This window comes from Methanoculleus sp. 10, from assembly GCF_913757945.1.
GTDB lineage: Archaea > Halobacteriota > Methanomicrobia > Methanomicrobiales > Methanoculleaceae > Methanoculleus.
Map to the genome: position 1 here is coordinate 280,966 of NZ_CAJYDP010000004.1, position 24,308 is coordinate 305,273.

The window sequence follows — 24,308 nt, forward strand, 5'->3', positions numbered from 1 at the left end:
TACCCATACCGGACCCGCGAGTGCCGGGACGGAGAGCATGGACAGGACTCCACGCGGCGTAGCCTCATGCTGCACGGATGGAGAACGGGGCACCGAACCATACCGGCCGATGCCGGTCGTCAAAAAAGTATTCCGCAGGAGCCCGGATAGACCGGGCTCTCACGCCACGTGAAGATACTGCTCGACCAGTTCCCGGATCGCTTCGTTGTTGCCGTAGATCTTCTCGCTCAACCCCCGGTCGTTAAAGGCCTTCAGGGTGGAGATCCGGCTGTCGATCATACCCGCCGGGAAGATCCCGTTCTTCTCGAAGATCGCCCGCTTCGCCTCGAGGGCCTCGGCCGACTCGACGCAGGAGGCGGGGAGGTGCTTAAACTCCGCGAGACGCTCCTTGAACTCGGGCCGGAAGATGTTCCCGCTGACGTAGAGCCTCTCGGCCGCCTCGAGCGCGCCGGGCATCTCGATCCCGTGCAGCGACGCGATGACGAGACCGGCGACGGTCAGGTAGGGGTCGGCCGAACCGTCGGCAACCCGGTACTCGAACGTCTGCTTCGACGGCCGATCCTCCCGGCTGTGGGCCTCACAGGGGTTGGCATCGTGTGTCATGCCGTCCGCGCCGATCCAGCCGAGGGGCACGCGGACCACGACCGAGCGGTTACGGTCCCCCCAGCATATCCTTGTCGGCGCCTCCTGGTGGGGGACAAGGCGGAGGTAGGAGGTCGGGATACTGTTCCCGAAGGCGGTCAGGGCGTCGGAGGCGTCGAGGATACCGACGATCATCTTTCGGGCGAGCGGGCTTAATCTGCCGTCCTCGACCGTCAGGTTCCGGCCGTCCTTCTCGACGAGCATATGGAAGTGCATGCCGCTCCCGGCCTTGCCGACGGTGATCTTCGGGGCGAAGCTGATCTCGACGCCGTACTGGTTGCCGAGCATCCGCAGGATCCACTTGGCGATGATCACCTGCTCGACCGCCTGCTCGACCGGCATCGGCAGGAACTCGATCTCGTGCTGCTCGTAGTAGGTGTCGCCGTTGCAGAAGCACCCGACCTCTGAGTGGCCGTACTTGATCCTGCCGCCGGCCCGGGCGATGAGGCGCATCGCCTCATCCCGCAGGTCCGCGAACTTGACGAAGGGGTCGGCCGAGTGGTAGCCCTTCTGGTCGCGGCCCGGGAAGAGGTCCCCCCGCGGGCTGATGACGTAGTACTCGAGCTCGCCGAGGGTCTTGAAGGTGCACCCGGTCCGGCGGGTGAACTCTTCGTCAGCCTTGCGGAGCACGTATTCGGGCGAGCTCTCGAGCGGTTTGCCGTCGTTGTCGTAGAAGGAGCAGAGCATCTCGAGTGTCGGGACCTCGGCGAAGGGATTGACAAATGCCGTGCGATAGCGGGGGATCACGTAGAGGTCGCTGCTTCCTGCCTCGATGAACGAGAAGAGGTTGCTGCCGTCGACACGTTCGCCGTCTGAAAGGATGGTGTCAAGGTGCTCCTTTGAGGAGATGACGAAGTTGAGGGTCTTGAGCTTGCCGTCTTCGGCGGCGTAGCGGAAGTTGACCATCTCAATCCGGTTCGTCTCGCAGAACCGGATAATATCCTCCCTGGTAAACTCCGCCGGATCCTTCTTGAGAAAACAGACCAGATCGCTTGGGTTCATCAGGATCTCAGAATCTCTCATATTTTTTTAACGTTGGTTTCAGCCGTATAAAAAGCGTACTCTCCTCCGCGCACCATTCCAATCGAAGACCAGGGTTTTCCGGTGCTCGAGAGGAACCCCGGGCTTCACCCGGGTCGGCGGCAGGATTTTACCCCGGATGCAGGGTACGGGCAGCCCCCGGAACGCACCCGTTCCGTGCCGCGCGATGAATAACACCGATTCAACAGCGGGCCCGGCAGGTCCGGTCTTCGAGGGGGCTCGATGCATCGCGCCATCTTATTCAGAGGTCTCGGCGCTTATTCAGAGGTCTCGGTGCCTGAGGCGGGCCGCCGAGGACCGCACAGCCTCCGCGGCCTCGCGTGAGGCCTGCCGCTGCTTCTCCACCGTCCGGTGTGCAGAGCCGCGAAGATCGCGAAGGAGCGGCACGGGATTCCTGGAACATTTAGACGGCGCGGAGCCCGCCTCCCTGACGGTGCGGTTCCCACCTGAGGCAGGCACGGTGCACCCGGTGCCCGAGCACCAGCCCGTCGCCTCCCGGGATGAGGCGGGCGGCAAGGTATCTCCTGAGGATACCCTCCTGCTCCGGGGTCTCGACAAGGAGCCTCCCCCTGAGTGCGTCCACCCCGGCATCGAGGTCGGGAACGGTGAGCCTGTGCTCGTACGAGGAGACCGAGACGTCCGGGTAGATCCCCATCCGGTAGAGGAGGTTGAAGATGATCTCGGCCTTCGGCCCCGGGAGATACGGCACTCCGTGAAGGTCCGGCCAGAGATCGAGCATGATCTGCTCCCAGTAGGGCAGCCCGGCGAAATGGAAGACGGCAACGGTACCCGAACAGGCCTCGTTCATCCTCTCGATCGCTCCCCTGAGGTCGGGCATCCCGAGAGAGAACGACGCAAAGACGACATCGTACGGCGGGTCGAGGTCGCGCTGCAGGTCGGTCTCCTCCCAGTGCCTGCCCACGATGGTGATGTTCTCGATCCCCGCTTCCCTGACCGCCCGCTCCATCACTTCCCGCATCGCCTGCGCCGGTTCGACCGCGGTGACCGCCGCCGCCCGCCGGGCGAGGGGGATCGCGATCGCGCCCGTACCGGCCCCGATATCGAGGATACGGGACCCCGGGGTGACCGGAAGAGAGGAGGTGACCCAGCGGACCCGTTCACAGTCGTCGTCCCCGGCAGAAGAGGGGGCACGTCTCCCGGCCCTTTCGCGATTGTTCCAGAAGTCCGAACATCCCCTGTTCCGTTTCAGGGCGGTGCTCACCTCCATCCTGGAGCGCCAGACTTCATTCCAGTCTATCCCATCATATCCGCCTGATCCGACCATGCATTATGTAGCAGGGGAGAGTTAATAAAAACACGGTTTAAAACACCAATTGTTATCATATATTCATTGACGGAACCCGTCTCCGGGAAGGAGGCGGCAACCCCGCCGATCCCGGGCGGGTGTGCCGGCCGTGATGACGCACCCGTTATCCGGCGACCGGGGCCTTCGGGATGGCGGCACCATCCTCATCCCCCCGGAGCCCGGCCACCTTCGCGAGCACCGAGAGGCCGAGCCGGGCGTTCCTCGCCGCATACTCAAACGAGACGTGGTCGATGGTGTCGTCCGGGGTATGGGCCGGACCGTGGTTCTCGGAGTGCGTCATCAAGGCCGGGAATCCCCGGGCCTGGAAGGATGTATGGTCCGATTCGCAGGTGTGCCTGTTCCGGGTCAGGGTGAAGTTTGTGGCGTAGAGGGTGTTGTGGTCCGCCATGAGCGCTGCAATATCCGCGGAACGCTCGTCGTACATGATATCGAGGACGGAGCGGTTCTCCGGGTCATAGCAGGCCGAGTCGTAGTTGAGGTAGAGCACCACCGGGACCCCCGTATCCGCGGCGCGCGCCGCATAGTCGACGCTGCCGTATGAGCCTTCCTCTTCGGCGTTCCAGAGCGCGAACTGCACCGTCCGGTCAAACGAATGCCCGCTCATCACCCGGGCGAGTTCCAGGACGATCGCAACCCCGCAGGCATTATCGGTAGCCCCGGGCGCCCGGGCCGGGTCCGACGACGTGCTGTCGTAGTGCGCCCCCACGATGACGACATCGTCAGAGGTGTTGCCGTCCCCGGGGAGCGTGGCAATGACGTTGTTGAGTTCACCTCCCTGGGACTCCACCTCGAGCCCGGGGATACCGGCAAGCCTCGCATAAAGGTACTCCCCTGCTTCCCGGTTACCCTCCGACCCGAACTCCCGGGTCGGGATCGCCTGCAGGTCATACGTCGTATTCTGGAGTTCGGATTCGTTGACCTCCCCGATGATCTCCGCGATAGCGGGGTCAGGCTGTCCACGTCCCAGGGGTGCGCCGGTGAGGCCTACCGGAACGGCCGTGAGGAAGAGGGCCAGGCAGGCAAGCAGCAGGGCACAGGGCAACACCCTCCGGGGACGGGCATGCTGTCGGGGGTATCGGTCGCGCGCCAGATCGCGTCCCATGAAGGATCACACCAAAGACGCCGGATTGGGAGCGATAATACATATACTTTCGCCCGGACGACGAGAGGGGTGAGATCCGGGAGCTCAGCCGTATTTGCTCCGGACGACTGGAGGTATGTCGTTATTCCGGCAGTTCGGGAAGACCTCCCGGGTTCCGGAGGACCCCCCCGGGCCAGAGGTATATACCGTATGACGATGACTGATGGGTACCCGGGCCGGGAACGGGTCATCACCGGAGTATATGTTATGCCCGATCGACCATCAGCAGGCGACGAGTCGACCCTCTTAAAGTGGATGCGGCTTGAGATCGGCAGGATCAACGACGGCGTCGTTTCAGAGCGCAAACGCCTCTCCGGACTCCTCTCGGAGGAGCACCCATCGTCCGTCACGAAGGGCGGCAGCGAGTACGGGTTCGACCGTGACGTCCTCCTCCGGCTGGAGCAGGCCCTCCCCGCGGAGCTGCAGAGACGGCTCCGGCTCCCGATCCTCTTCTACTTTGACTCCACGGTCCCGGATAGTTTCTTCCTTGCGGATGAGGCTGCGATGCAGGCCCTCCAGAGCCTCGAGGAGATCAGCCCCCTCCGGAGGATGCAGGGTGGGAGACTCTGGATAGCAAAACCTCTCGTGTACGCAATCATGAACAGGTATCCGACGGCGATGCAGATCGTTATGGGTTAAAAAGAGAGAGTGTTCTCTCCGGGGCGGCCGACCACCCCGGTACCCGGCGGCGGCCCGCCCTCAACCGGGTGGCCGACAATCAGGTATACAGCCGGTAAGGTGCTCTCCGGCCGGTCCTCTACGTGCCTGACCGTGAAGTCCGGCATACCTATGGGAGACGGCCGGTCCTGTGGTCCGACGACGATGCAGGCAACGAACCCGGCAAGGGCAAGGACCTGAATGGCAACAGTCAATGCAGTGGCCATCTTCTGCTGATGGATCTCGATCACCTCGCGTGCCGGTAGCGGGGATTGTATATAAAATTTGCTAAGTTCTTGCTATTGAGTGCTATATTATGTTATCGACGCTCTATAGGAGTGGTGAACGGCCGGCGGCCATGCACCCGAAAGCCCGGAACGCAGACCCCGGGTGACCGCCCGGGATCGTCTCACTTCCTGAGCGTCCGCCGGATCCGCTCAAGCACCGGGCGGGAGACCTCATCCATCTGCCGGTCGAAGTAGGCCACCCACTCCGCGACGACCGCAAGCTGTTCCTGCTGCCCATCAAGGTCCCCCTGCAGGCGATCGACGGCCTCCTGGAGCCGGGCGACCTCCTCCTTCCTCAGTTCCCGCTCCCGCTCGAGTTCGTCCGTCAGGCGTGCGATCCGGCGTTCCTGACGGGCCAGTGTATCCTGCATCACCGGGAGGTCGAGCACCACCCCCGGCGGGAGCGCTACGCCGGTCCTGCTGACCTCTTCCGCCGGCTCCTCCGGTGCGGCCGGTCTCCTGCCGGTGCCGACCTCTTCAGCGATTTCCCCGGGCGCGAGGCCTTTCCCGGAGAGTTCCAGGATTTCACGGACGATTGCGACCGCTTTTTCGGGGAAGAGCCTGACCGGGCCGATGGTCCGGTAGGTGAAGAGGTTGTCGTAGGTCCGGATGAGCGTCCGGACGTCCTGCTCGGAGATCCCGGTGAGGTATGCGATATCGCCGATCTTGAGTTCTTTCTCCCTCATTGTTGCCATCCTCTGCACCCGCCCTCCCGCGAGCGGGAGCCCTACCGTACTTTTTTGGTGCCATCAGATATAGGAGCGTGCCGGATCGCGGGATTTTTCCGGCCGCCGCCCAAGTACTGGTACCATGAACCGGGGAAGAGAGGGGAGCGTCCCGGAGGGTACGACCATCATCCGGAAGGCAGTGCGGTCCGCCCGCCTCCAGGTGCGGCCGGACGGGACCCTGCGGGTGGTCGCTCCCCCGTCGTTCGACGTCGGGGGATTCCTGCGGCGCAACGCGGCCTGGATCGATGAGCGGCGCGAGGAGTTCGATCGGCTGGCCGCCAAAGGGCGCGGGAAGGAGGACCGGCTCCTCCTGCACGGGCGGTTCTACCGCCCGGTCCCCGGCGCCGGGTTTGCGATCGACGAGACCCGGGAGACCGTCGCGTTCCCGTCCGTCCCCGCCCTCAGGAGGGGCCTCTCCGGGATGCTGAAGGAGGAGGTCCTGGACCGGCTCAAGGCCTATCCAGACCTTACCGATCCGTGGCCAGGGCGGATCATGGTGAAACTCCAGAAGACAAGGTGGGGGAGCTGCTCGTCGCTTGGCAACCTGAACATCAACCTGCGCACCGTAGCCCTCCCCGACCCCCTGCGGGAGTACATCGTCGTCCACGAGGCCGCCCACCTCCGCGAGCGGAATCATTCGAAGCGTTTCTGGCTCCTCGTCGGCGACCGTTACCCCGGGTACCGGGCAGCGGAGAGCGAGCTCCGGCGCTACTGGGTCATCCTCGAACGAAACCGGGTCTGGGGCTCGATCCAGAGCGCCGGGCGGGAGGTCCCGGGCTAATGCCCCCGAATATCTCATAATCCTGCACACCACGGGGTGTGCAGGGACACTCAGGTGCCCCGGTCCGCTACGCGCAGATGAAGGCGGTTCGGCGCACGAAGGGCCCCGGCAGGATTGCCTCAGGAGTACTTCCGCCAGAACATGGAGAGCTTGCGCGACTCCGCCCAGCGTTCGTCGAGCTGGTCGATGATCGCGTTGATCCGCTGCACCTGCTGTCGGATCTTCTCCGTCGCCCCGGCGTCGTCGAGCAGTTCTGCGCGCCCCATGATCGCCTGGAGCGGGTTCCTGATATGGTCGGCAAGCAGAGCAAACTGCTCCATGTTCCGCTCGACCTGAGCATAGGCCTTCGATTTCAGGTCCTCAACCTCCCTCTGGGCAGTGATGTCCCGGACGACGGTGATGATCCGCGCAACCTCGCCGTGCTCGATGATCGGGATCCGCATCTCCCGGAGAGTCACGGTCTGATCGCCGAACCTGAGAGACCGCTCAGACGTCAGCGGCCGCCCGGTCCGCACGACCCGCTCGTACTGCTGCCTCACGGAGGGCGGGAGGAACGGCAGGACGGTAAAGATATCCTTCCCGACGACGTTCGTCGCAAGCCCGTGTTCTTCGCACCAGGCGATGAAGGCGTCGTTTGCGAGGAGGAGGGTGAGCCCGGTGTCGACGACGATGACGGCGTCGGTGATGGCGTCAAGGACAATCTGGTAGAGGTTCTCCGACTCCCTGAAGATGTACTCGGACTGCTTCCGGTCGAGTGCGCTCGCGATGATGTGGACGGCGGCATGGAGGAGGGCGATATCCTCGTTCACGAACCGGGCATCGCCGGTGTTCCGGTCTAATCCGACAAAGCCGACGACCACCCCGTTCAGCCGGAGGGGGATCATCAGCGCCGCGGTGACACCGTGCCGCTTCAGGAACTCGCGCTCCTCTCTCCGCGGCCGCCCTTCCCCGGGCGCTCCGTCGACATACACCGTCTCGCCGTTCAGGACCCGGCCGGCCCACCAGGGGAGATCGCCCGGGAGGATCTTCTGGAACTCCCCCCGCCGGGGTCTCTGCCCCGGCGCGCACCACTCGTGCGTTGTGCCAAGGAGCGTCCTTGCGTCGTTGAAGAGGGTGAGGCCGGCCCTGCATGCCCCGCACGCACGGCCGAGGTCCCGGAGCGAGTCGTCGATGGCCGGATCGATCTGCATGGGGTCCATGAAGCGTGCGGGCATCGCCGCGACGGCACGCTCGAGGCTGCGGCGTTGACCGGGCGGGTCCTCCGGTTTTTGCTGCGCGGCAACGTCAGGGCACGAGAGGAGGAGCCAGGGATACCCCGTCCCGGGGTCACGAACAGTGCTGATCGAGACCCGGACGTCAAAGAGCGACCCGTCTCCCCGCCGGGCGGAAACCGTCCCGGTCCACCGGCCGGCAGAGAGGGCCTGGCCGGTCCAGTCCGGCCACTCCCCCGGGGAGGGGCAGAGGATATCTACGGATTTTCCGACCAGGCTCTCAGGGTCGTAGCCCCACATGGCAAGCAGTGAAGCGTTGGCGAAGACGATGCGCCCTTCCCGGTCGGCGATGCAGGTCCCGGAGAGCGATGTCTCGGCCACCTGCTGCAGCACCGCAGCGGTAACGTCCCCGGCGGGGACGGGAGTCTCGCCTCTCTGCGAGTCCTGATCGCCCACCGGTCGTCCTCGAGGTTCGCCGGCCGCGAAACTCTTCACTGTATGCGGTTCCATGTCCTGATCGTCCCGGGCGGCCCGCGGGATCGCGAGTCCCTCCCTCCCGGGATGGGGCCGCACGCTGCCGCGCTCCGGATCTCCTGCCCGGAGCGGATAGGATGATCAATCCCTCGCACTATATCATTTTTTCCATTTGAGTTCCGGCAATCCGCGGCCGCGATCGTGCTCCCGGCCACCGGGCACATGTTCAGGCGACGGGGAGAGGACTGCCAGCTCTCGGCCGGGGGGAGGCAATCAGGTGTTCGCCCCCCACCCTCGCGAATAGCTCCGGTACATCACCAGGAGCGCGGTCCCGATCAGGAGGAAGACGGCAACCGACACCCAGGTCCCGGCTCCTGCCGGGACGAGGTTCACGATATAGTCGATCCCAAGGGCGATGGTGAAACTGCCGATGATACCGCCGATGGTGATGCAGGAGAGGACCTCGGTCTTCGTCATCCCGAGCATCCTCCCGAGGATGGAACCGACGATGCTCCCCGACCCGTCAAAGGGGAGGCTCACGAAGGCGATGAGCCCGACGAAGTAGAGCCGTTCGAGCCACGGCCGCCGGTCCAGGTAGGCGCGGCCCGCCGTCACGAACCGCCGGACCCGGGGGCCGACATAGGGCACGCGCAGGACCAGCGGGAAGTTCCAGGCCATGAAGAGCCCGCCGGCGAAGTCCAGGAACGCCAGGGTGAGCGCGATCAGCCACCAGGGGATGCCAAGAAGGATGCTGAGCGGGATGATCGTCTCCCGACCGAGCGGTGGAACGATGTAAGCGACCATCATCCCGACGAGCAGCAACCACTGCTCCGCCGGGAGGAAAAGCCCGACAGCGGCAAGAAAAACCCCGCAGAGCAGGAACGGGACCGAGATCGCGAGCGGGGTCGCCCGGTCGTCAACCCCGTCGTCGCCCCATACGCCGGTCTGCCGCATGAACCGCCGCCCGGAACTCCCCCGGTCACCCCTCTCCGCCGGCGGGAGGGGTGGGCCCCCGGGTCTTCAGGATATGCTCGACAATCTTCGAGGAACTCGCAAGCGGGCCGGGATACCCCGATATCCTGACGACATCCGCGCCGAGTCCCCGTTCCCGGAGCCTCTGCCGGAGGTTCTCCTCGTCAAAGTGCTGGTTGAACCCGAGCGTGATGATATCGGGTTCCAGCTCCGCGATCGGCCTGAACATGTCGTGGAGGTCGCCAAGGAGCGCACGATCGACCGGTTTTAATGCCCGGACCATCCGGAGCCTCTGGTCCTCCGGGAGGATTGGCCTTGGCTTATGCTTCACGTTCGCATCCCGCGCCACGATCACGGAGAGTTCATCGCCGAGGTTCCGGGACTCTTCAAGGTAGTAGAGGTGCCCCGGGTGGAGGATGTCAAACGTGCCCGTTGCGACCACACGGATCATCCGACCACCTCGAGGCGGACGGGGCGACCGTCCGCCCGGTAACTCCGCCAGTCCCGCTCCCCGTAAGGATACCCGACAATGATGTGATACCGCCCTACCGTGGGGAAGAACCGTAGATCCGCCGGCGACGGCGAGAGGACGCCGTTCGGGTGGCTATGAGCGCTGCCGGCCTGGTGGATGTCCAGCGGGAGCATGTCGATGAAGAACGAGGCGCTCTCTTCCCTGACGATGGTGCCGGGCACCAGGTCGAGGTCCCGGATGATGCCGTCCCGCTCCCGCAACACGGCAACAAACTCGTTTGGGTGATGCTCCCGCCCGAGCTCGAAGAGCATCGCAAGCAGATCCCTGCTGATCCCGCGTATAGCCATTCTACTGAATAGTTTGGGGGAAGTAAACATAAGCCCTCGCGTCCGGCATATGCCATACCCGGCCGGAGCACCCGGCCCGTCCGGAACCCGGAGGAAAAAAGGGGGCGTTTAAGGGATGACCCGTCCCGGCGGCGGGGCATCCGGAGTCTGGTTCTCCACCGGGGTCTGATTTTCCACTGGAGTCTGGTTTTCTACCGGAGTCAGGTTTTCCGGCAGCACGAGACCCGGCGGAACGAGGACCGTATCGATGATCTGCATGACACCGTTTGAGGCCGTGATATCGGGTGTGACGATCGTGGCGTTCTCTACCGTGAGGTTGCCGTCGGCCGTGCTGACGGTGAGGTTATCCCCGGTGAGCGTCGGGAGAACCGTCTCGTTCCCGGTGGCATTCGCCCTCGCCATCAGGTCTTCCACGGTATAGGCCCCCCTCACCACGTGGTGCATGAGCAGGGTATCCAGCAGCTCCGTGTCGTTTAAGAGCGCTGCAACGGTCTCGTTGCCGAGAGCCGCAAAGGCGGCATTGTCCGGTGCAAACACCGTATACGGCCCGCCGGCGGCAAGCACCGTCTGCGTGAGACCGGCCTTCCCGACAGCCTCGCCGAAGGCGGTCAGGAACTCATTCCCGGCAACCTGATCGGCAAGCGTCACGTTCCCGGGCTCCCCCCCGGGGGTCCTGTTCCCATCCGCGCCGACCGCCATCCCCTCCGGAACGACGATGACGACGCCCTGCATGGGCGTCCGCTGCTGCGAGACGTTGAGCGTACAGCCGTAGGGGTAGGTCCCCGTATCGGTGAAGGTGTAGTTGAACGTCTCGTTCTGCTCTATCGGCCCGGAGTCAAAGAATCCGTCCGTGCTCGTGACCGTATGGCTGATGGGGTCGTGATTCGTCCAGGTTACTGTTGTGTTGCTCTCGACGGTGAGTGAGGCGGGATGGTACGATCCGCCCAGTATCTCGACGCCGGCAGTCGCCGCCAGGGCAGGCAGGGCGACGAGACTGATGGCCAGGGCCGTTACAAGCCCGAGTATGATTGGATTTCTTCTCATGCAGTTTTCACCACGCTTATGAATCCTGACAGGGAGAGCAACCGATCATCCCCGGAGATGAAGCCCGGCGGCCTTCGGTCTCCGGCGAGCGTGCCGCTCACCGCTGCACGGGGTTTGAAATAATTGGCATATTATATAATAGTTATTATATTCGGGGAAACTGCCGGAACCTCCAACCGGGTCCGGCCATCGCCACCAGGGAAAAAACACGGGATCCGGTTGCTCAGAACGGCCCGTCCTGTTCGAAGCTCCGCCGCAGCCGGATGGCAAGTTCCGCCTTGAAGAGTTCCTTGCCGAGGTAGGCGGCGTGGTCGAGCCGGGAGAGGCTCCCGTTCGCGAGGAGTGTGTGAAAGACGTCCTCCCAATGCCTCCCCCGCACGGCGCGGCCCCGGTGGACCGCGACGATACAATCCTCCTCGATGCCGATGCGGATACACCCGAGAGGGTCGTAGACGATCTCGTCGGGCGCGGGATACGCGTCCGTGACGCTCCCGTACTCCAGCGGGGGTTCGCGCCGCCGCCGTTTCTCTTTCAGGACCAGGAGATCGAGCCCGAGATCTTTGGGGTATGGGCGGTCGGTCATCAGCGCCATCATATCGGTTGCCCGCCGCATCTCCGCCACCGATCCCCGGGTCTTGTCGCTGTGCTCGCTCGTGAAGATGATGGCGGCGCCGACCTCGTGTGCCATACCCGCGAGCAGCGCATTCGCACCCGTGGAGTCGGCGTCAAGGAGTTCGACGACGTTTCCCGCCCCGAAGAAGAGCGGGCAGGGGAGATGCGGGAAACCGGAGAGCGAGCCGGTGAGCCCGGAGCCCACCGGCTGGAGGAGGGGGTCGGCGATCAGGCAGGAGATCCCGGCCTCCGTTGCCGCCGCCAGGTTCTCTTGAAGCGTCCGTTCCCGCGGCACCACGACCGCCGCCACCCCGGCATCCGCGACCGCCGCCCCGACGACGGGGATGTTTCCCTCGTGCAGGGAGAGGACCAGGTCAGCGCGGGAGAGCGCCGCAGCGATGAGGCGGGGGTCCTGGGTATCGACCGCCAGAGGCCCTTCGATCTCCTCAAGGGCTGTAAAGCACCGCTCGACGTCCCCCGGGGTCGCGTCGAACCCGAACCCCAGGTCCACGATATCGGCCCCGTCGGCAAAGAACCGGCGGACCTCATCGACGAGATCGTCGCGCCTGTGCGCGTCCATGATCTCCGCGAGCACCTTCATCCGTGAGCCTCCGCCGATCTTTCTGCCCCGGATGATGAAATCGGCGTCCGCCTCGGCCTCCCGGAGCGCCACCTGGCGGCAGGCCTCTCTCCGGCGCGTCTCTGCAAGGAAGTCGTCGGCGGGGACGGTCTTTGAGAGACTGACCTGATCGAGCACGCCGAGGACCAGCGGGAGGTCGGCGGCATGCCGCGGGCCCCGGTAGACCGGGACGCCGGTCTCCCGTTCGACATCGGCAAAGGATGCGGTGCACATCCCGGAAACGACCGCCATATCGTAGTCGCGGCCGGAAAGCAGCCTCAGGAGGTCGCCGGGCGTAAGGAACGATGCGATCTCGCCGGTAACCACCACGTCTATCTCGTAGCGGCCGCGGAAACGCTCAGCCGCCGCCTTCACGATTGCGACCGTTGCCAACCCGGTCGGGAGGAGGATGCGCATACACTTCAATTATTATTCAGCGGGTGACAAATAATCTGATCTCATGCTGCGGTGCGATCTGCATGTCCACACCAGGTTCTCCAGGGACGGAGAGAGCAGTGTCGAGGAAATCCTGGAGCGAGCGGAGGCAGTCGGTCTCGATGCCGTCGCGATCACCGATCACGACACGGTGGAAGGCGCCCGCTACGCCCTCCGGTGCAGCACCCCCGTGACCGTGATCCCGGGGACCGAGGTATCGACGCGGCAGGGCCACCTGCTCGCTCTCGGGGTCACGCAACCCCTGCCGGCAGGACTTGACTTCCTCGAAACCGTCACTCTCGCCCGCGCCCGGGGAGCCCTGCTGATCCTCCCGCACCCCTACCACCGCTGGCGCCACGGCGTCGGGAGGAAACTTGCGGCCGGTATCGGGGCGGTGGATGCCGTGGAGGTCTTCAACAGCCGCTACATCACCGGGTCGGCGAACCGGAAGGCCGCGGTCATTGCACGGAGATTCGGGAAACCCGGGGTTGCCGGAAGTGACGCCCACAACGCCCGGTACGTCGGGTTCGGGGTCACGTACGTCACGGCCGAGCCCGATGCAGCCTCCATCCTCTCCGCGATCCGGGAGGGGCGGACGATGGCGGGAGGGAGGATGACCCCGCTGCACACCTACACCCACCAGTCCCTCAGGGGCGCTCTCCAGCGGATTCGGCGAACGGTACAACGATGAATCTGGCGTTCCGCTTTTCGTACTTCGGGGACCACTTTTTCGGTTCGCAGGTGCAACCTCTCCTCCGCACCGTGGAGGGCGAGTTCATCGCGGCGGCGAGGCGCCTCCATCTCTTCGACGACCGTCGGACGGCAAACTTCGCCACCGCCGGCCGCACCGACCGCGGGGTGCATGCCCGCGGTCAGGTCTGCTCGTTTGCGACCGATATGCCGGAGCGGGCGGTGGAGAGGCTGAACCAGGTGCTCCCGGAGGACATCTGGTGCACAGCGTGGGCTGTGGTGCCGGAGGGGTTCCACCCCCGGTACAGCGCCATATCGAGGACCTATCGCTATTACTTCTTCCCCGCGCCCGGCAACACCGCTGCCATGCACGAAGCGGCGCAGGAGTTCGTCGGGCTGCACGACTTCTCATCGTTCTCTCGCGCCGGCGACCGGAACCCCGAACGGCGGATCCTTGCGGCGCGGGTCTTTGAGGAGGGGCTGTTTGCCGTCTTTGAGGTGACCGGGGAGAGCTTCCTCTGGAATATGGTCCGGTGCATGGCAACGGCGCTCGAACGGGTGGGGCAGGAGGAGGCGGGCCGAGGCGAGATCGCCCGGCTCCTTGCGGGACCGGCAGACGAGAGGCTCCCTGCCGCTCCCCCGGAGGGGCTGATCCTCTGGGAGATCGAGTACGGGATCTCCTTTACGCCGCTTCCCGCCGACGAGAAGAGCCGCCGGTACCCGGTCGGCCGTCACCGCTACCACACGCTCATGGCGGAGGTCTCCACATGCCTTGTGCCGGGAGGGGAACCGCCGGGGTGATCCGCCCCCGCCGATCTCGGCGGCAGCCGAAGCACAGATATAAACATTCCTGATGCGGCAAACCGAGGGCAGAGGCTACCGGGAAACGAGTCCTTCTCATCACCGCCGATTAAAAAGGATCCGACCGCAGACAGCGAATCCCCTAAAGGGGGTGCGGCAGGGTAAATCGGGCTTTCCCCCTGTTACCCGGGAAAGCTAACCTTAAGCCTTCCGGATAACAAAACATGCGATAGCCCGGTGCCGCCGGAATCGTGGCATAAGGACCTGCAATCTTCGATCGATACGTGGCCATGAGTCACGGCCTCAGGACAGAAGCATTTAACTAGTCCGGCGGCCCCTTAAGGCCCCCATTGTAAAGCAAAATTAGCTTATTTTACCGTTTTGTTAAGGATTAAAGCTTAATAATAACCTATTAATATATGCCAGCACAGTCCCGTTTCAGTACGTCAAGAGGGGAAAGTGGATGTACGACAAGGATCCGGTTCGGGCGAGACCACCCGCTCACCATGAGGGGTGGTTCGCCGAAGAGACAACTGTGCCATTGCCGCAGTTCATTGATGCAGAGACAGACAGATGGATCGAACGGCATATACCCCGGGAACTCGGAGAGGGGAGCGCGATGGATATCCCCGCTCTCCGCTGCGAGGTCCAGGAGCAGGTCAACCCGCTGAGGATGCCGACGGCCCCGGGGTACCGGCGGGTGATGGACGAAACCGCTGATACTACCGCCATCCCATCCCGCCGGTCAGGCGGGATGAGGACCCTCGCGGCGATCCCCTGTTTCAACGAAGAGATCGCCATCGGGTCAGTCGTCCTGATGGCCCGGCTGCACGCTGACGAAGTCCTGGTGATAGATGACGGGTGCACGGACGGCACCGCAAAGGTCGCCAGGGATGCCGGAGCGACCGTCATCTCGCACGGGGCCCAGATGGGAAAAGGGCGGGGGATCAGGAGCGCTCTCCGGTACGCGGTCGATCACGACTATGACTGCCTGGTCTTCATGGACGGAGACGGTCAGCACAACCCCAGGGAGATACCCCTCCTGGTCGAACCGATCCTCACCGATACCGCCGATCTCGTCATCGGCTTTCGGACCTTCGACCAGATGCCCTTTTACCGGAGGTTCGGCCGGGCCGTGCTCGACATCGCCTCAAGCAATGGCAGTTCGATCACCGACTCCCAGTGCGGGTTCCGTGCGCTGAACAGGACGACCATGGAGGCGATGCTCAACGGACTGAAAAAGGATGATTTTTCGACCGAGTCAGAGATGCTCAGAACAGCCCAGGAAAAGTGCCTGCGCGTCGGGGAGACGCCGATCAACTGTAAGTACGGCGGCGATCTCAGTACGTCCACAAAGAACCCCGTATCCCACGCGATAGAGGTGCTCGGATCGATATTCTGGCTCGCCGTGGAGAGAAAACCCCTCCTGCATATCGGGCTCCCCGGACTTGCCGCGATCCTCGCTGGCGTGTTTCTCCTTCTTCAGTTCTTCCAGGGGTTCAATGAGACGGGTCTCATCGCGATCGAGCAGGGGATGCTTGCATCTCTCTTCCTGATCCCGGGGACCGTCGCTCTCATCGTAGGCCTGATGCTCGCTCTCATTGCACGACTGCGGGAGTGAGGAGGGGAGATGAGATACGATACAGGGGAGGAGCGGAGAATGATTGGAATAATACTCGGAACAAGGCCGGAGATCATCAAGATGTCTCCGGTCATCAGGGAATGCGAGAGGAGAGGCCTCGACTACTTCATCCTTCATACAGGACAGCACTACACCTACGAGATGGACCGGCTCTTCTTTGAGGAACTTGAACTCCCGGACCCCGACTACAACCTTGACGTGGGTTCCGGGAGTCAGGCCGGCCAGACAGCGAAGATCATGACCGGCGTCGAGGACGTCCTCGTGAAGGAGGCGCCCGACCTCGTCCTGGTGCAGGGGGACACGAACACTGTCATGGCCGGGGCTCTCGCCGCGTCGAAACTTCACGTGCGGGTGGGACACATCGAGGCGGGTCTCCGGAGTTTCAACCGCTGGATGCCGGAAGAGATCAACCGGGTGCTTACCGACCATATATCGGATTACCTCTTCGCTCCGACGGAGAACGCCCGGGAGAACCTCCTCGCGGAGGGCATCGCGGACAGGAAGATCTGCGTGACCGGCAACACCGTCGTCGACGCGGTCTACCAGAACCTCGATATATCGAGGAGGAAGGTCAGCATCCTCAAAGACCTCGACCTCGAACCCCGCGAATACTTCCTCGTCACCGCCCACCGGCAGGAGAACGTGGACAACCGGGCACGGCTCAAGGGGATCCTGAAAGGGCTTGAGGGGGTGCAGAAGGAGTTCGCCCTGCCGGTCGTCTTCCCGGTTCACCCGAGGACCGAAAAAAGGATCAAGGAGCTCGGCATCGGCGTCGATGGGTTAAACCTCACCAAACCCTTCGGGTTCCTTGAATTCCTGCAGTTAGAGTCGCAGGCAAAGGTCGTGCTGACCGATTCCGGCGGCGTCCAGGAAGAGACCTGTATTCTCGGCGTTCCCTGCGCGACGATGCGCTACGACACGGAGCGGCCCGAGACGCTGGAGGTGGGATCGAACATCCTGGTCGGTGCCGACTCAGGGAAGATCCTTGAGGGGGTTCGCTCGGCGGCTACCCGGAAGCGTGGCTGGGAGAACCCCTACGGGGATGGTATTGCCGGAAAGATGATCGTCATGGTCTGTGCGGCAGCACGGTCCCAATAACCGCACGAGGAGATAATGCACATGAAGATCTGTGTACTGGGATTAGGATACATCGGGTTGCCGACCGCGCTGCTGTTCGCCGCTCACGGGGCGGATGTTGTGGGTGTCGATGTGAAACAGAGCGTGGTGGACTACCTGAACCACGGAAACCTCCCGTTCAGGGAACCGGGGCTCGAAGACCTGTACCGTGAGGCAGAAGGACGGTTCGTCGCGAGGACCAGGCCCGAGGCCGCGGACGTCTTCCTGATCGCCGTACCGACACCCCTGGACCAGGCAACAAAGGTCTCCGACCTCTCATACGTCAAGAAAGCGGCCGACTCGATCGCCCCCCACCTCGCCAAGGGGAACCTGGTCATCCTCGAATCGACCGTCCCGCCTGGAACGAGCGAACGGGTCGTGATCCCCAGGCTCGAGAAGAGCGGCATATCCATCGGGGATTTCCTCTACGCCCACTGTCCCGAGCGGGCGATACCCGGGCGGACCCTGCAGGAGATGACGGAGAACAGCCGCATCATCGGCGGGTACGACCGGGATTCAACCGACCGGGCGATCTCTATCTATCAGGCCTTCGTCCGCGGGCAGATCTACCAGACCGATACGAGGACGGCGGAGTTCGTCAAACTGATGGAGAACACCTGCCGCGATGTGAACATCGCGCTCGCAAACGAGTTCGCCCAGCTCGCGGAGGAGTGCGGGATCAACGTCTGGGAGGCCATCACTCTTGCAAACAAACATCCCCGGGTCTCCATCCTGAACCCCGGCCCCGGGGTGGGAGGGCATTGCATCGCCATCGACCCCTGGTTCCTGACCGAGAACTCTACACGGTGCAGGATGGTCTCCACGGCACGGGAGGTCAACGACTCCATGCCGAACTACGTGCTGCATGTCGCCCGCAACCTGCTTGCCGGCACCAGGGATCCGACGATCGCCATCTTCGGCGTCGCCTACAAGGGCAACATCAGCGATACCCGGGAGAGCCCGGCGTTTAAGTTCATCCAGCTCGCCGAGAACGAGGGGTACGCCATCAGGTGCCACGACCCCCACGTGGGGGAGTTCCCGCACCCACTTATGGATGTGGCGGATGCGGCTGCCGGGAGCGACTGCATCGTCGTACTCGCCGATCATGACTGTTTCCGCACGATCGATCCTGCGAGACTCCGGGTGCGAACGAAACTTGTCATCGATGCGAGGAACATACTCGACCACGAGAAGTGGGCCGATCAGGGTTTTGCCGTCAGGGTGCTGGGTGACGGTTCATCGGTGCAGCCGGTGCCGCTCGGCGAGGTTATGCCTTCGGCGGGCCTGTACCCAGCGAACCCGGCGCGGCCGATCACACCCACGTCACCGCCATCTATTTCTCTGCTCTCTCCGAACGGGCGGGAGGGGTTCCTCTAACCCCCCGCCCGGAGCGGCGGGGGAGGGAGCCGCAATCCGTCTTTGCAAATACAATCTGACATCACGAGGAGTTCCATGAAGCGGGTATGCATCGTATCACAGCACTTCCCACCGGAGAAATCAGGAAACGCATCGCGTATCCACGATACCGCCGCGCACCTGGCAGACCTGGGTTTCGACGTGACCGTGCTTGCGCCCCATCCCACGTTTCCCACCGGTTCGTTCCAGCGTACCTGGCGTCGATCCGACGTACAGGAGGTCGGCGGTGTCCGGGTTGTGCGTCTCTGGACGTGGCAACCGGCATCCGGGGACCCCGGGTTCCTGAGCAGGATGGCGTATTACCTCCTCTTCCCGCTCCACGCCGCGCTCTGGCTTCTCTTTGCCCGGGATCGGTTCGACGTGATCGTCACGTCCGCACCCCCTCTCTTCACCGGGCTCCCGGGGTATGCCCTGAAACGGACGTCGTCGGCAAAGTGGATCCTCGATATCCGCGACCTCTGGATCGACGCATCGATCGGTCTTGGATTCCTGAAGGAGGGGAGCATCTCCGAGAAATTGAGCCGGAGGTTCGAGCAGCTCTGCCTCTCGCGGGCGGACCTTGTCGGCGTCACGACGGAAGAACTCGGCCGGAGGATCGCGTCCCGTTACCGGGTCACGGCCCCCATGGAATTGATGCCGAACGGCGTCGATACCGATCTCTTCCGCCCCACGAACGGCGAAAAGAAGCGGCAGATCATCTACGCCGGCAACGTCGGGCACGCCCAGGACCTCGATAAGGTGGCTCTCGCGGTCAAGTCGATGAACGGCACCTACAACCTGAAATTCCTCATCGTCGGCGACGGCGACACACGGGAGTACCTGGAAAAGATGGTGAAGACCGAGAACCTGACCGACTCGATCATCTTCACAGGCATCCTCCCGCGCGAGGAGATCCCGCGGCTGCTCTCCGAGTCGCTCGTGGGGGTGGCGCCCCTGAAGAGGCTCGCGAACCTCGAGTACGCCGCTCCCACCAAAGCCTACGAATATATGGCGTGCGAGCTGCCCTTCCTCGGTTGCGGGGACGGCGAGATCGCCCACCTCGCGCATGAGTCGGGGGCCGGGGTCATCGCCGGCAACACGCCGGAGGCTATCGCCGCGACGCTCTCCTCGCTCCTTGACGACCCGGGGAGGATGGAGGAGATGGGCCGCCGGGGACGGGAGTACGTCGCAGAGCACTACAACCGCAGAGCGATCGCCCTGAAACTGAAGCAGCATATCGAGAGGATGACATGGACGGGCGCCTGACGTCGCTTCTCTCCCGGGTTGGCGGGACGGTCCGGGAGCTTTTAGTCGTCGACGGCGAGACGGCGTACATCCGCGACCCGGTCTTTCCGGTCGTCCGGAACCGCGTGCACGCTGAGGTTTGTAAGGCGATGCTCCGTTCCGGCGGCGACCCGCTGGTGGGCCCGATCCTGAACTACGTCACGGCCTGCCAGAACCCTGACGGGTCATGGAACGAGGTCCACGTCAACTACAACGAACCCTCAGCCCTGATCACCGCAATCATCGGCGACGCGCTCCTCGAGGCGGCGGACCGGTATCGCCACGAAGAGGCGGTCGAGAAGGCCCGGGACTTCGTCCTCGCATCCGAGAGGCGTCCAGGCTACTTCCTGAAATCCGCGGGATATACGGCCGACCACCTGAACGTCGACGCTTCCTGTGGGGCGTTCCTCGCCCGGTACGCGGAGCGGTATGATGACCGGGACGCCCGTGCGGCTGCTCTCCGGGCGGCGGAGAACGTCGTCTCCCACCAGCGGGGTGGTGTCTACCCCTATGCCGTCGATAAGGGGACCTACGCCTACGTCTTCGACCTCCCCTGCATCCACTACCAGGGGGTGACGATCTACTACCTGGCAAAGATAAACGACGTGCTCCGGGACGACCGGATCGACCGGAGCATCGCGGAGGGGGCCCGGTGGCTCGCGGCCGCCCAGCGCCCCGACGGCAGGTTCGACTGGTCGGGAAGCGGGCTCTCCTTCGCCTATTATCTCAGCGGGGCGTACGCGTTTGCCCAGGCCTCCTTTGCCTACGCATCCCGCCTGGATGGCCGCTACCGGGAGCACGCCGACCTCTGCCTCAACTGGCTCGATGCGAACGTCCGTGGTCTTGCGCCCCGGTGGGAGCCGGGCTCCTGGAGCGATCTCCCTCTTTCGGTCGCGGCGGCGGCAAAGACCGCGTCGCTTGGGGGATACCCGCTCCGGCACCGGGCGTTCCGGTTCGGCTACGGCATGTACCGGGAGGTCGCCCGCAGGCGCCATAGCTCGACTGCGGAGACGCGAACGTTTGAGGCCCTCTGCCGGGTGCTCGGGATCAGGCCGTCGACCGTGGAGCCATCGAGGAACTTTCCCGATCTCTTCATGACGTCAGAGATGCTCGATTGCCTCAGCCAGTCAGGGATATGGGGGGAAAAGAGATGAGACAGGTATTACTCGACCTGCAATCAGGGTCCATCGAGGTGGAGGACGTTCCCGTCCCCGCCGTAACGAAAGGAGTCGTTGTTGAGAACGCCTACTCCCTCATCAGCGCCGGCACGGAGTCTTCGCTGATCAACCTTGCAGGGCAGTCGCTCGTCGGCAAGGCGAGGTCGCGCCCCGACGACGTGAAGAAGGTTCTCCAGAAGATCGGGACGGACGGCCCCCTCCCGGCATACCGGCAGGCGATGAGCCGCCTCACAAAGCCTGAACCGCTCGGCTACAGCTGTGCCGGCACCGTGGTCAGGACCGGGACCGACGATTTCGAGGTCGGCGACCGCGTCGCCTGCGCCGGGGCCGGGTATGCGGTGCACGCCGAGTACGTTGCGGTCCCAAAGAACCTCTGCGTCAGGGTTCCGGACGGCGTCAGTTTCAGGGAGGCGGCGTTCACGACCGTCGGGTCGATCGCGATGCACGGCATCCGGAACGCCCGGGTCACGGTGGGCGAAAACGTCGCGGTAATCGGGCTCGGGCTTATCGGACTCCTTACCGTCCAGATCCTCAAAGCCGCGGGGTGCCGGGTGATCGGGATCGATATCGACCGGGAGAAACTCGCGCTCGCGGCGCGACTTGGTGCCGATGCCATCTCGAACTACGACGGCCTCACGGAGAGGATGAAGGTCTTCTCGCCGTTCGGAGCGGACGCGGTCGTCATCACCGCGGCCACCCCATCAAGCGCCCCCGTCGAGACCGCGGGCCGCCTGGTCAGGGATAAGGGCAGGGTCGTGGTCGTCGGGAACGTAGGGATGAACGTGCCCCGCGACGTCTTCTACGAGAAGGAGGCGGAGGTCGTCGTCTCCCGGTCTTACGGCCCCGGGCGCTACGACCGGAACTACGAGGAGCGGGGGATCGACTACCCGATCTACGTCCGGTGGACGGAGCGGAGGAACATGGAGGCGTTTCTCGATCTCGTGCAGCAGAAGAAGATCGACCTCGACCACCTGATCACCCACACCTTCCCGCTCGATAGCGCACCGGAGGCCTACAATCTCATCAGTACCGGAAAAGAGCGGTATATCGGCGTCCTCCTGCAGTACAGCCCGAACGGCGCGGGCGCCGCCGGCACGGTCACCCGCCTCGCGGAGCCGGAGGCCCGGAGGCGGGAGGCGCCGGCCGGGGCGCGGACGATCGGGTGTATCGGCGCAGGGGTCCACGCCCAGAGCGCCCTCTACCCGAACCTCCCGGGGCTCCCGGTGAACCTCGGCGGAGTCGCGACCGCGACGGGGCTCTCGGCGCACTCGGTCGCGAAGAAGTACGGCTTTGCCTACTGCACCACCGATTACCGCACGATCCTCGACGACCCCGGGATCGATGCGGTGCTGATCGCGACCCGAAACGACCTGCACGCCCCCATGGCAATCGACGCGTTGCGTGCCGGCAAAGACGTCTTCGTGGAGAAACCCCTTGCAACGGAGATCGACGGGCTCCGGGGGGTGGTCCGGGCATACAACGAGTCCGGAAAGCGGCTGATGGTCGGGTTCAACCGGCGCTTCTCCCCGCTTGCGCGGAGGATGAAGGAGTTCTTCGGCAATCGGGCGACGCCGATGGTCCTGCACTACCGGGTCAACGCCGGGCAGATCCCGCCCGGACACTGGGTCCACGACGACGAGCAGGGCGGCGGGATGCTGATATCGGAATGCTGCCACTTCATTGATTTCATGCAGTACATGACCGGGGCACGACCAGTCCAGGTCTACGCCCGGGCGATCGAGCCGACCGGGAACCTCCGGAAGTACGACAACTTCCAGGCGACGCTGGCGTTCGACGACGGGTCGCTCGGCACCGTCACCTACACGACGCTCGGCGACCGCTCCTACTCAAAGGAGACCGTCGAGGTCTTCTGCGACAACGCCGTCGGGAGGATCACCGACTTCCGCGACCTCGAACTCCGGCGGGGCGGGAAGGTATCGAGGGAGAGGCGGTGGCTCGCCCAGGAGAAGGGGTTTGCCGAGGAGCTCCTGGCGTTCGTGAAGGGAGAGGAGGCGGACTTCGCCGGCAGCGTCGCGACGACGCTTGCGACGTTTCAAGCGTGGGAGTCGATCGATACCGGCGCGCCTAAAGAGATCGATCTCGGGCGGGTCGGGCTCTGAAACACTCCCGGACATCGCCTATTTTAGCTGCGATCGTTGGCGTCCCCTTCGCGTTCTCGAAGAACTTCGTACATCTCAAACTCCGTTCCTTACAGAACATCGCAACCGGGGAGAGTCCGGGCCTCATATACCCTCGGCTCAGCGGGAGGCTTGCAATGAAAATATGGGCGTGAGAAGATTTTACAGAGACGAGAGCCGGGCATTCCGCACGTACGCGAGCTGCTCGCGGATCCTCTCCGGGATCGTCCGGGGGTCCTGTCTCTCGACGGCCTCCCGCCACCCGTCATCCCGGCACGAGCAGTCCAGCCCTTCGAACTCCGCCGTATCGAAATGGCAGTTGTAGCGCTCGATCGCTTTGCCGAGCTCGGCATCGCACTTCCCGCAGTTCCGGGCCCAGTCGAGAGACTCGACCGAGTAGGTCCAGGGGCTGACATAGACATGGGCGCGGTCCCCGAACCGCTCCCGGCACTCCTGCAGGAGGTCGACGAGGCTCCAGAGCCACGGCGGCCGGTAGAGGTTATTCTTCCAGAGTTCGTGCACGACGGTGTTCTTCTCGACCGTCGTCACCTCGAGGTCAACATACTCGATCCCACGGGAGACACAGTAGGCCACGGTCCTGAGGACATCGTCTACCGCCTCCGCATCGGTGAGGAACGGGGGTTTGACGAGAAGGAGCGGCTTTGTCAGAACACCCATACCCCGCATCCTCGAATGGAAGAGATCGAAGTTATGGGCCGAGAACCCCTTGTTGATGCAGAGGTTCATCACCTGCGGGTCTGCGGACTCAAACCCGAACGCCACCTCGAGCTGCCGCCCGCCTAAGGCCTTCTTCATCTTCTGCACGTGCTCGTCGGGCGAATAATCGATCCTCGACTCGACGACCACCTTCTTTATGTTTTTGTAGCCGTCGATGTATGAGCAGATCTTTTCGATAGCGGCAGCCGGCATCTCGCGCTCGTTAAAGATATTTCCGTCGTTGTAGATCGAGACGACCGGGTAGTCCCCGAGATCGACGGCGTCCATCACGTACTCGAACTGTGCGACGTACTCCTCCGCCGAGACCGCCCTGCCCCGGGACGTCGCACAATAAAATCCGCACATGGTGCATCCCCCGGTCTTCTCAACCCACTCGCAACCCGTGGAGCGGAGGAAGACGATCAATCGCCTGATGGGCCGATCGTCAAGATGCCCGATCCGCTCCTCCCAGCCGATGGGAACGGTGAAATCGAGATCACCCGGGACGGACCCGTTCTGCCTGCGCAGACCACCGGCCAATGCCCGTATCTCGTCCA

The 24,308-nt window shown here is 63.9% G+C and carries 22 protein-coding genes; 10 read left to right on the forward strand and 12 right to left on the reverse strand.

The features are described from left to right. Window positions 1–159: 159 nt before the first annotated feature. The 3 genes from QZ408_RS06725 to QZ408_RS06735 form a co-directional block, all read right to left on the reverse strand. On the reverse strand, window positions 160–1,665 hold the full coding sequence (locus tag QZ408_RS06725; RefSeq protein ID WP_292490458.1) for a glutamine synthetase family protein: 1,506 nt from the start codon (window positions 1,663–1,665) through the stop codon (window positions 160–162). Window positions 1,666–2,086: 421 nt separating this feature from the next. After that, window positions 2,087–2,968, reverse strand: coding sequence for a class I SAM-dependent methyltransferase (locus QZ408_RS06730; RefSeq protein ID WP_292490459.1), 882 nt, complete (start codon window positions 2,966–2,968; stop codon window positions 2,087–2,089). A gap of 145 nt (window positions 2,969–3,113) precedes the next feature. Further along, window positions 3,114–4,055, reverse strand: coding sequence for a M28 family metallopeptidase (locus tag QZ408_RS06735; protein WP_292490498.1), 942 nt, complete (start codon window positions 4,053–4,055; stop codon window positions 3,114–3,116). Window positions 4,056–4,301: 246 nt separating this feature from the next. Between QZ408_RS06735 and QZ408_RS06740 the strand changes: the two genes are divergently transcribed. Beyond that, window positions 4,302–4,790, forward strand: coding sequence for a DUF61 family protein (locus QZ408_RS06740; protein WP_292490460.1), 489 nt, complete (start codon window positions 4,302–4,304; stop codon window positions 4,788–4,790). Here QZ408_RS06740 and QZ408_RS06745 read toward each other — a convergent pair. Both QZ408_RS06745 and QZ408_RS06750 read right to left on the reverse strand, forming a co-directional pair. Then, on the reverse strand, window positions 4,787–5,059 hold the full coding sequence (locus tag QZ408_RS06745; protein ID WP_292490461.1) for a hypothetical protein: 273 nt from the start codon (window positions 5,057–5,059) through the stop codon (window positions 4,787–4,789). The two genes, QZ408_RS06740 and QZ408_RS06745, sit on opposite strands and share 4 nt — an antisense overlap. Before the next feature lie 158 nt (window positions 5,060–5,217). Further along, a complete protein-coding gene (locus QZ408_RS06750; RefSeq protein ID WP_292490463.1) occupies window positions 5,218–5,781 on the reverse strand; it encodes a hypothetical protein in 564 nt (187 codons plus the stop codon). A 124-nt stretch (window positions 5,782–5,905) separates the two neighbouring features. Here QZ408_RS06750 and QZ408_RS06755 point away from each other — a divergent pair, with 124 nt between their 5' ends. Continuing rightward, window positions 5,906–6,604 (forward strand): SprT family zinc-dependent metalloprotease, encoded by a 699-nt coding sequence (locus QZ408_RS06755; protein WP_292490464.1) that lies wholly within the window; start codon window positions 5,906–5,908, stop codon window positions 6,602–6,604. Window positions 6,605–6,723: 119 nt separating this feature from the next. Here QZ408_RS06755 and QZ408_RS06760 read toward each other — a convergent pair whose 3' ends face one another. From QZ408_RS06760 to QZ408_RS06785, 6 genes are all read right to left on the reverse strand, one after another. Next, on the reverse strand, window positions 6,724–8,325 hold the full coding sequence (locus QZ408_RS06760; protein ID WP_292490466.1) for a PAS domain S-box protein: 1,602 nt from the start codon (window positions 8,323–8,325) through the stop codon (window positions 6,724–6,726). 237 nt (window positions 8,326–8,562) lie between these two features. Next, complete coding sequence (locus QZ408_RS06765; RefSeq protein ID WP_292490468.1) at window positions 8,563–9,243, reverse strand: small multi-drug export protein; 681 nt, start codon at window positions 9,241–9,243, stop codon at window positions 8,563–8,565. 25 nt (window positions 9,244–9,268) lie between these two features. Further along, entirely contained in the window at window positions 9,269–9,712 is a 444-nt protein-coding gene (locus QZ408_RS06770; RefSeq protein ID WP_292490470.1) for an FAD synthase, read from the reverse strand. Beyond that, window positions 9,709–10,080: a Mov34/MPN/PAD-1 family protein gene (locus tag QZ408_RS06775; RefSeq protein ID WP_292490471.1), complete on the reverse strand. Its 372-nt coding sequence runs from the start codon at window positions 10,078–10,080 to the stop codon at window positions 9,709–9,711. Before QZ408_RS06775 ends, QZ408_RS06770 begins: the two co-directional genes overlap by 4 nt. Before the next feature lie 108 nt (window positions 10,081–10,188). Next, window positions 10,189–11,124: a fasciclin domain-containing protein gene (locus QZ408_RS06780; RefSeq protein ID WP_292490473.1), complete on the reverse strand. Its 936-nt coding sequence runs from the start codon at window positions 11,122–11,124 to the stop codon at window positions 10,189–10,191. Window positions 11,125–11,347: 223 nt separating this feature from the next. Further along, on the reverse strand, window positions 11,348–12,772 hold the full coding sequence (locus QZ408_RS06785; protein WP_292490474.1) for a dihydropteroate synthase-like protein: 1,425 nt from the start codon (window positions 12,770–12,772) through the stop codon (window positions 11,348–11,350). A 43-nt stretch (window positions 12,773–12,815) separates the two neighbouring features. Between QZ408_RS06785 and QZ408_RS06790 the strand changes: the two genes are divergently transcribed. The 8 genes from QZ408_RS06790 to QZ408_RS06825 all read left to right on the forward strand — a co-directional run bounded on the left by QZ408_RS06790 (window position 12,816) and on the right by QZ408_RS06825 (window position 23,016). After that, the gene (locus QZ408_RS06790) at window positions 12,816–13,481 is read left to right on the forward strand and encodes a PHP domain-containing protein (RefSeq protein WP_292490475.1); all 666 of its coding nucleotides are present in this window, start codon (window positions 12,816–12,818) and stop codon (window positions 13,479–13,481) included. Then, complete coding sequence (gene truA / locus QZ408_RS06795) at window positions 13,478–14,281, forward strand: tRNA pseudouridine(38-40) synthase TruA (protein WP_292490476.1); 804 nt, start codon at window positions 13,478–13,480, stop codon at window positions 14,279–14,281. The genes QZ408_RS06790 and truA overlap by 4 nt, the downstream gene beginning before the upstream one ends. A 463-nt stretch (window positions 14,282–14,744) precedes the next feature. Then, the gene (locus QZ408_RS06800) at window positions 14,745–15,902 is read left to right on the forward strand and encodes a glycosyltransferase family 2 protein (protein ID WP_292490477.1); all 1,158 of its coding nucleotides are present in this window, start codon (window positions 14,745–14,747) and stop codon (window positions 15,900–15,902) included. Window positions 15,903–15,941: 39 nt separating this feature from the next. After that, window positions 15,942–17,021 (forward strand): UDP-N-acetylglucosamine 2-epimerase (non-hydrolyzing), encoded by a 1,080-nt coding sequence (gene wecB, locus QZ408_RS06805; RefSeq protein WP_292490499.1) that lies wholly within the window; start codon window positions 15,942–15,944, stop codon window positions 17,019–17,021. A 21-nt stretch (window positions 17,022–17,042) separates the two neighbouring features. After that, a complete protein-coding gene (locus QZ408_RS06810; RefSeq protein WP_292490478.1) occupies window positions 17,043–18,416 on the forward strand; it encodes a nucleotide sugar dehydrogenase in 1,374 nt (457 codons plus the stop codon). Between the two features lie 75 nt (window positions 18,417–18,491). Then, window positions 18,492–19,700, forward strand: a complete 1,209-nt coding sequence (locus QZ408_RS06815) for a glycosyltransferase family 4 protein (protein ID WP_292490479.1) — start codon at window positions 18,492–18,494, stop codon at window positions 19,698–19,700. Next, on the forward strand, window positions 19,685–20,872 hold the full coding sequence (locus QZ408_RS06820; protein WP_292490481.1) for a hypothetical protein: 1,188 nt from the start codon (window positions 19,685–19,687) through the stop codon (window positions 20,870–20,872). The genes QZ408_RS06815 and QZ408_RS06820 overlap by 16 nt, the downstream gene beginning before the upstream one ends. Further along, window positions 20,869–23,016, forward strand: a complete 2,148-nt coding sequence (locus QZ408_RS06825) for a bi-domain-containing oxidoreductase (protein WP_292490482.1) — start codon at window positions 20,869–20,871, stop codon at window positions 23,014–23,016. The genes QZ408_RS06820 and QZ408_RS06825 overlap by 4 nt, the downstream gene beginning before the upstream one ends. 180 nt (window positions 23,017–23,196) lie before the next feature. Here QZ408_RS06825 and QZ408_RS06830 read toward each other — a convergent pair. Continuing rightward, on the reverse strand, window positions 23,197–24,308 hold a 1,112-nt coding region (locus QZ408_RS06830), incomplete at its 5' end, for an archaeosine biosynthesis radical SAM protein RaSEA (protein WP_292490484.1).

Bases quoted from the DNA above. Each gene is read 5' to 3' on its own strand.
- QZ408_RS06725 (WP_292490458.1), bottom strand. From the start codon at position 1,665: ATGAGAGATTCTGAGATCCTGATGAACCCAAGCGATCTGGTCTGTTTT.
- QZ408_RS06730 (WP_292490459.1), bottom strand. From the start codon at position 2,968: ATGGTCGGATCAGGCGGATATGATGGGATAGACTGGAATGAAGTCTGG.
- QZ408_RS06740 (WP_292490460.1), top strand. From the start codon at position 4,302: ATGACGATGACTGATGGGTACCCGGGCCGGGAACGGGTCATCACCGGA.
- QZ408_RS06750 (WP_292490463.1), bottom strand. From the start codon at position 5,781: ATGAGGGAGAAAGAACTCAAGATCGGCGATATCGCATACCTCACCGGG.
- QZ408_RS06755 (WP_292490464.1), top strand. From the start codon at position 5,906: ATGAACCGGGGAAGAGAGGGGAGCGTCCCGGAGGGTACGACCATCATC.
- QZ408_RS06760 (WP_292490466.1), bottom strand. From the start codon at position 8,325: ATGGAACCGCATACAGTGAAGAGTTTCGCGGCCGGCGAACCTCGAGGA.
- QZ408_RS06765 (WP_292490468.1), bottom strand. From the start codon at position 9,243: ATGCGGCAGACCGGCGTATGGGGCGACGACGGGGTTGACGACCGGGCG.
- QZ408_RS06770 (WP_292490470.1), bottom strand. From the start codon at position 9,712: ATGATCCGTGTGGTCGCAACGGGCACGTTTGACATCCTCCACCCGGGG.
- QZ408_RS06775 (WP_292490471.1), bottom strand. From the start codon at position 10,080: ATGGCTATACGCGGGATCAGCAGGGATCTGCTTGCGATGCTCTTCGAG.
- QZ408_RS06780 (WP_292490473.1), bottom strand. From the start codon at position 11,124: ATGAGAAGAAATCCAATCATACTCGGGCTTGTAACGGCCCTGGCCATC.
- QZ408_RS06785 (WP_292490474.1), bottom strand. From the start codon at position 12,772: ATGCGCATCCTCCTCCCGACCGGGTTGGCAACGGTCGCAATCGTGAAG.
- QZ408_RS06790 (WP_292490475.1), top strand. From the start codon at position 12,816: ATGCTGCGGTGCGATCTGCATGTCCACACCAGGTTCTCCAGGGACGGA.
- truA (WP_292490476.1), top strand. From the start codon at position 13,478: ATGAATCTGGCGTTCCGCTTTTCGTACTTCGGGGACCACTTTTTCGGT.
- QZ408_RS06800 (WP_292490477.1), top strand. From the start codon at position 14,745: ATGTACGACAAGGATCCGGTTCGGGCGAGACCACCCGCTCACCATGAG.
- wecB (WP_292490499.1), top strand. From the start codon at position 15,942: ATGATTGGAATAATACTCGGAACAAGGCCGGAGATCATCAAGATGTCT.
- QZ408_RS06810 (WP_292490478.1), top strand. From the start codon at position 17,043: ATGAAGATCTGTGTACTGGGATTAGGATACATCGGGTTGCCGACCGCG.
- QZ408_RS06815 (WP_292490479.1), top strand. From the start codon at position 18,492: ATGAAGCGGGTATGCATCGTATCACAGCACTTCCCACCGGAGAAATCA.
- QZ408_RS06820 (WP_292490481.1), top strand. From the start codon at position 19,685: ATGGACGGGCGCCTGACGTCGCTTCTCTCCCGGGTTGGCGGGACGGTC.
- QZ408_RS06825 (WP_292490482.1), top strand. From the start codon at position 20,869: ATGAGACAGGTATTACTCGACCTGCAATCAGGGTCCATCGAGGTGGAG.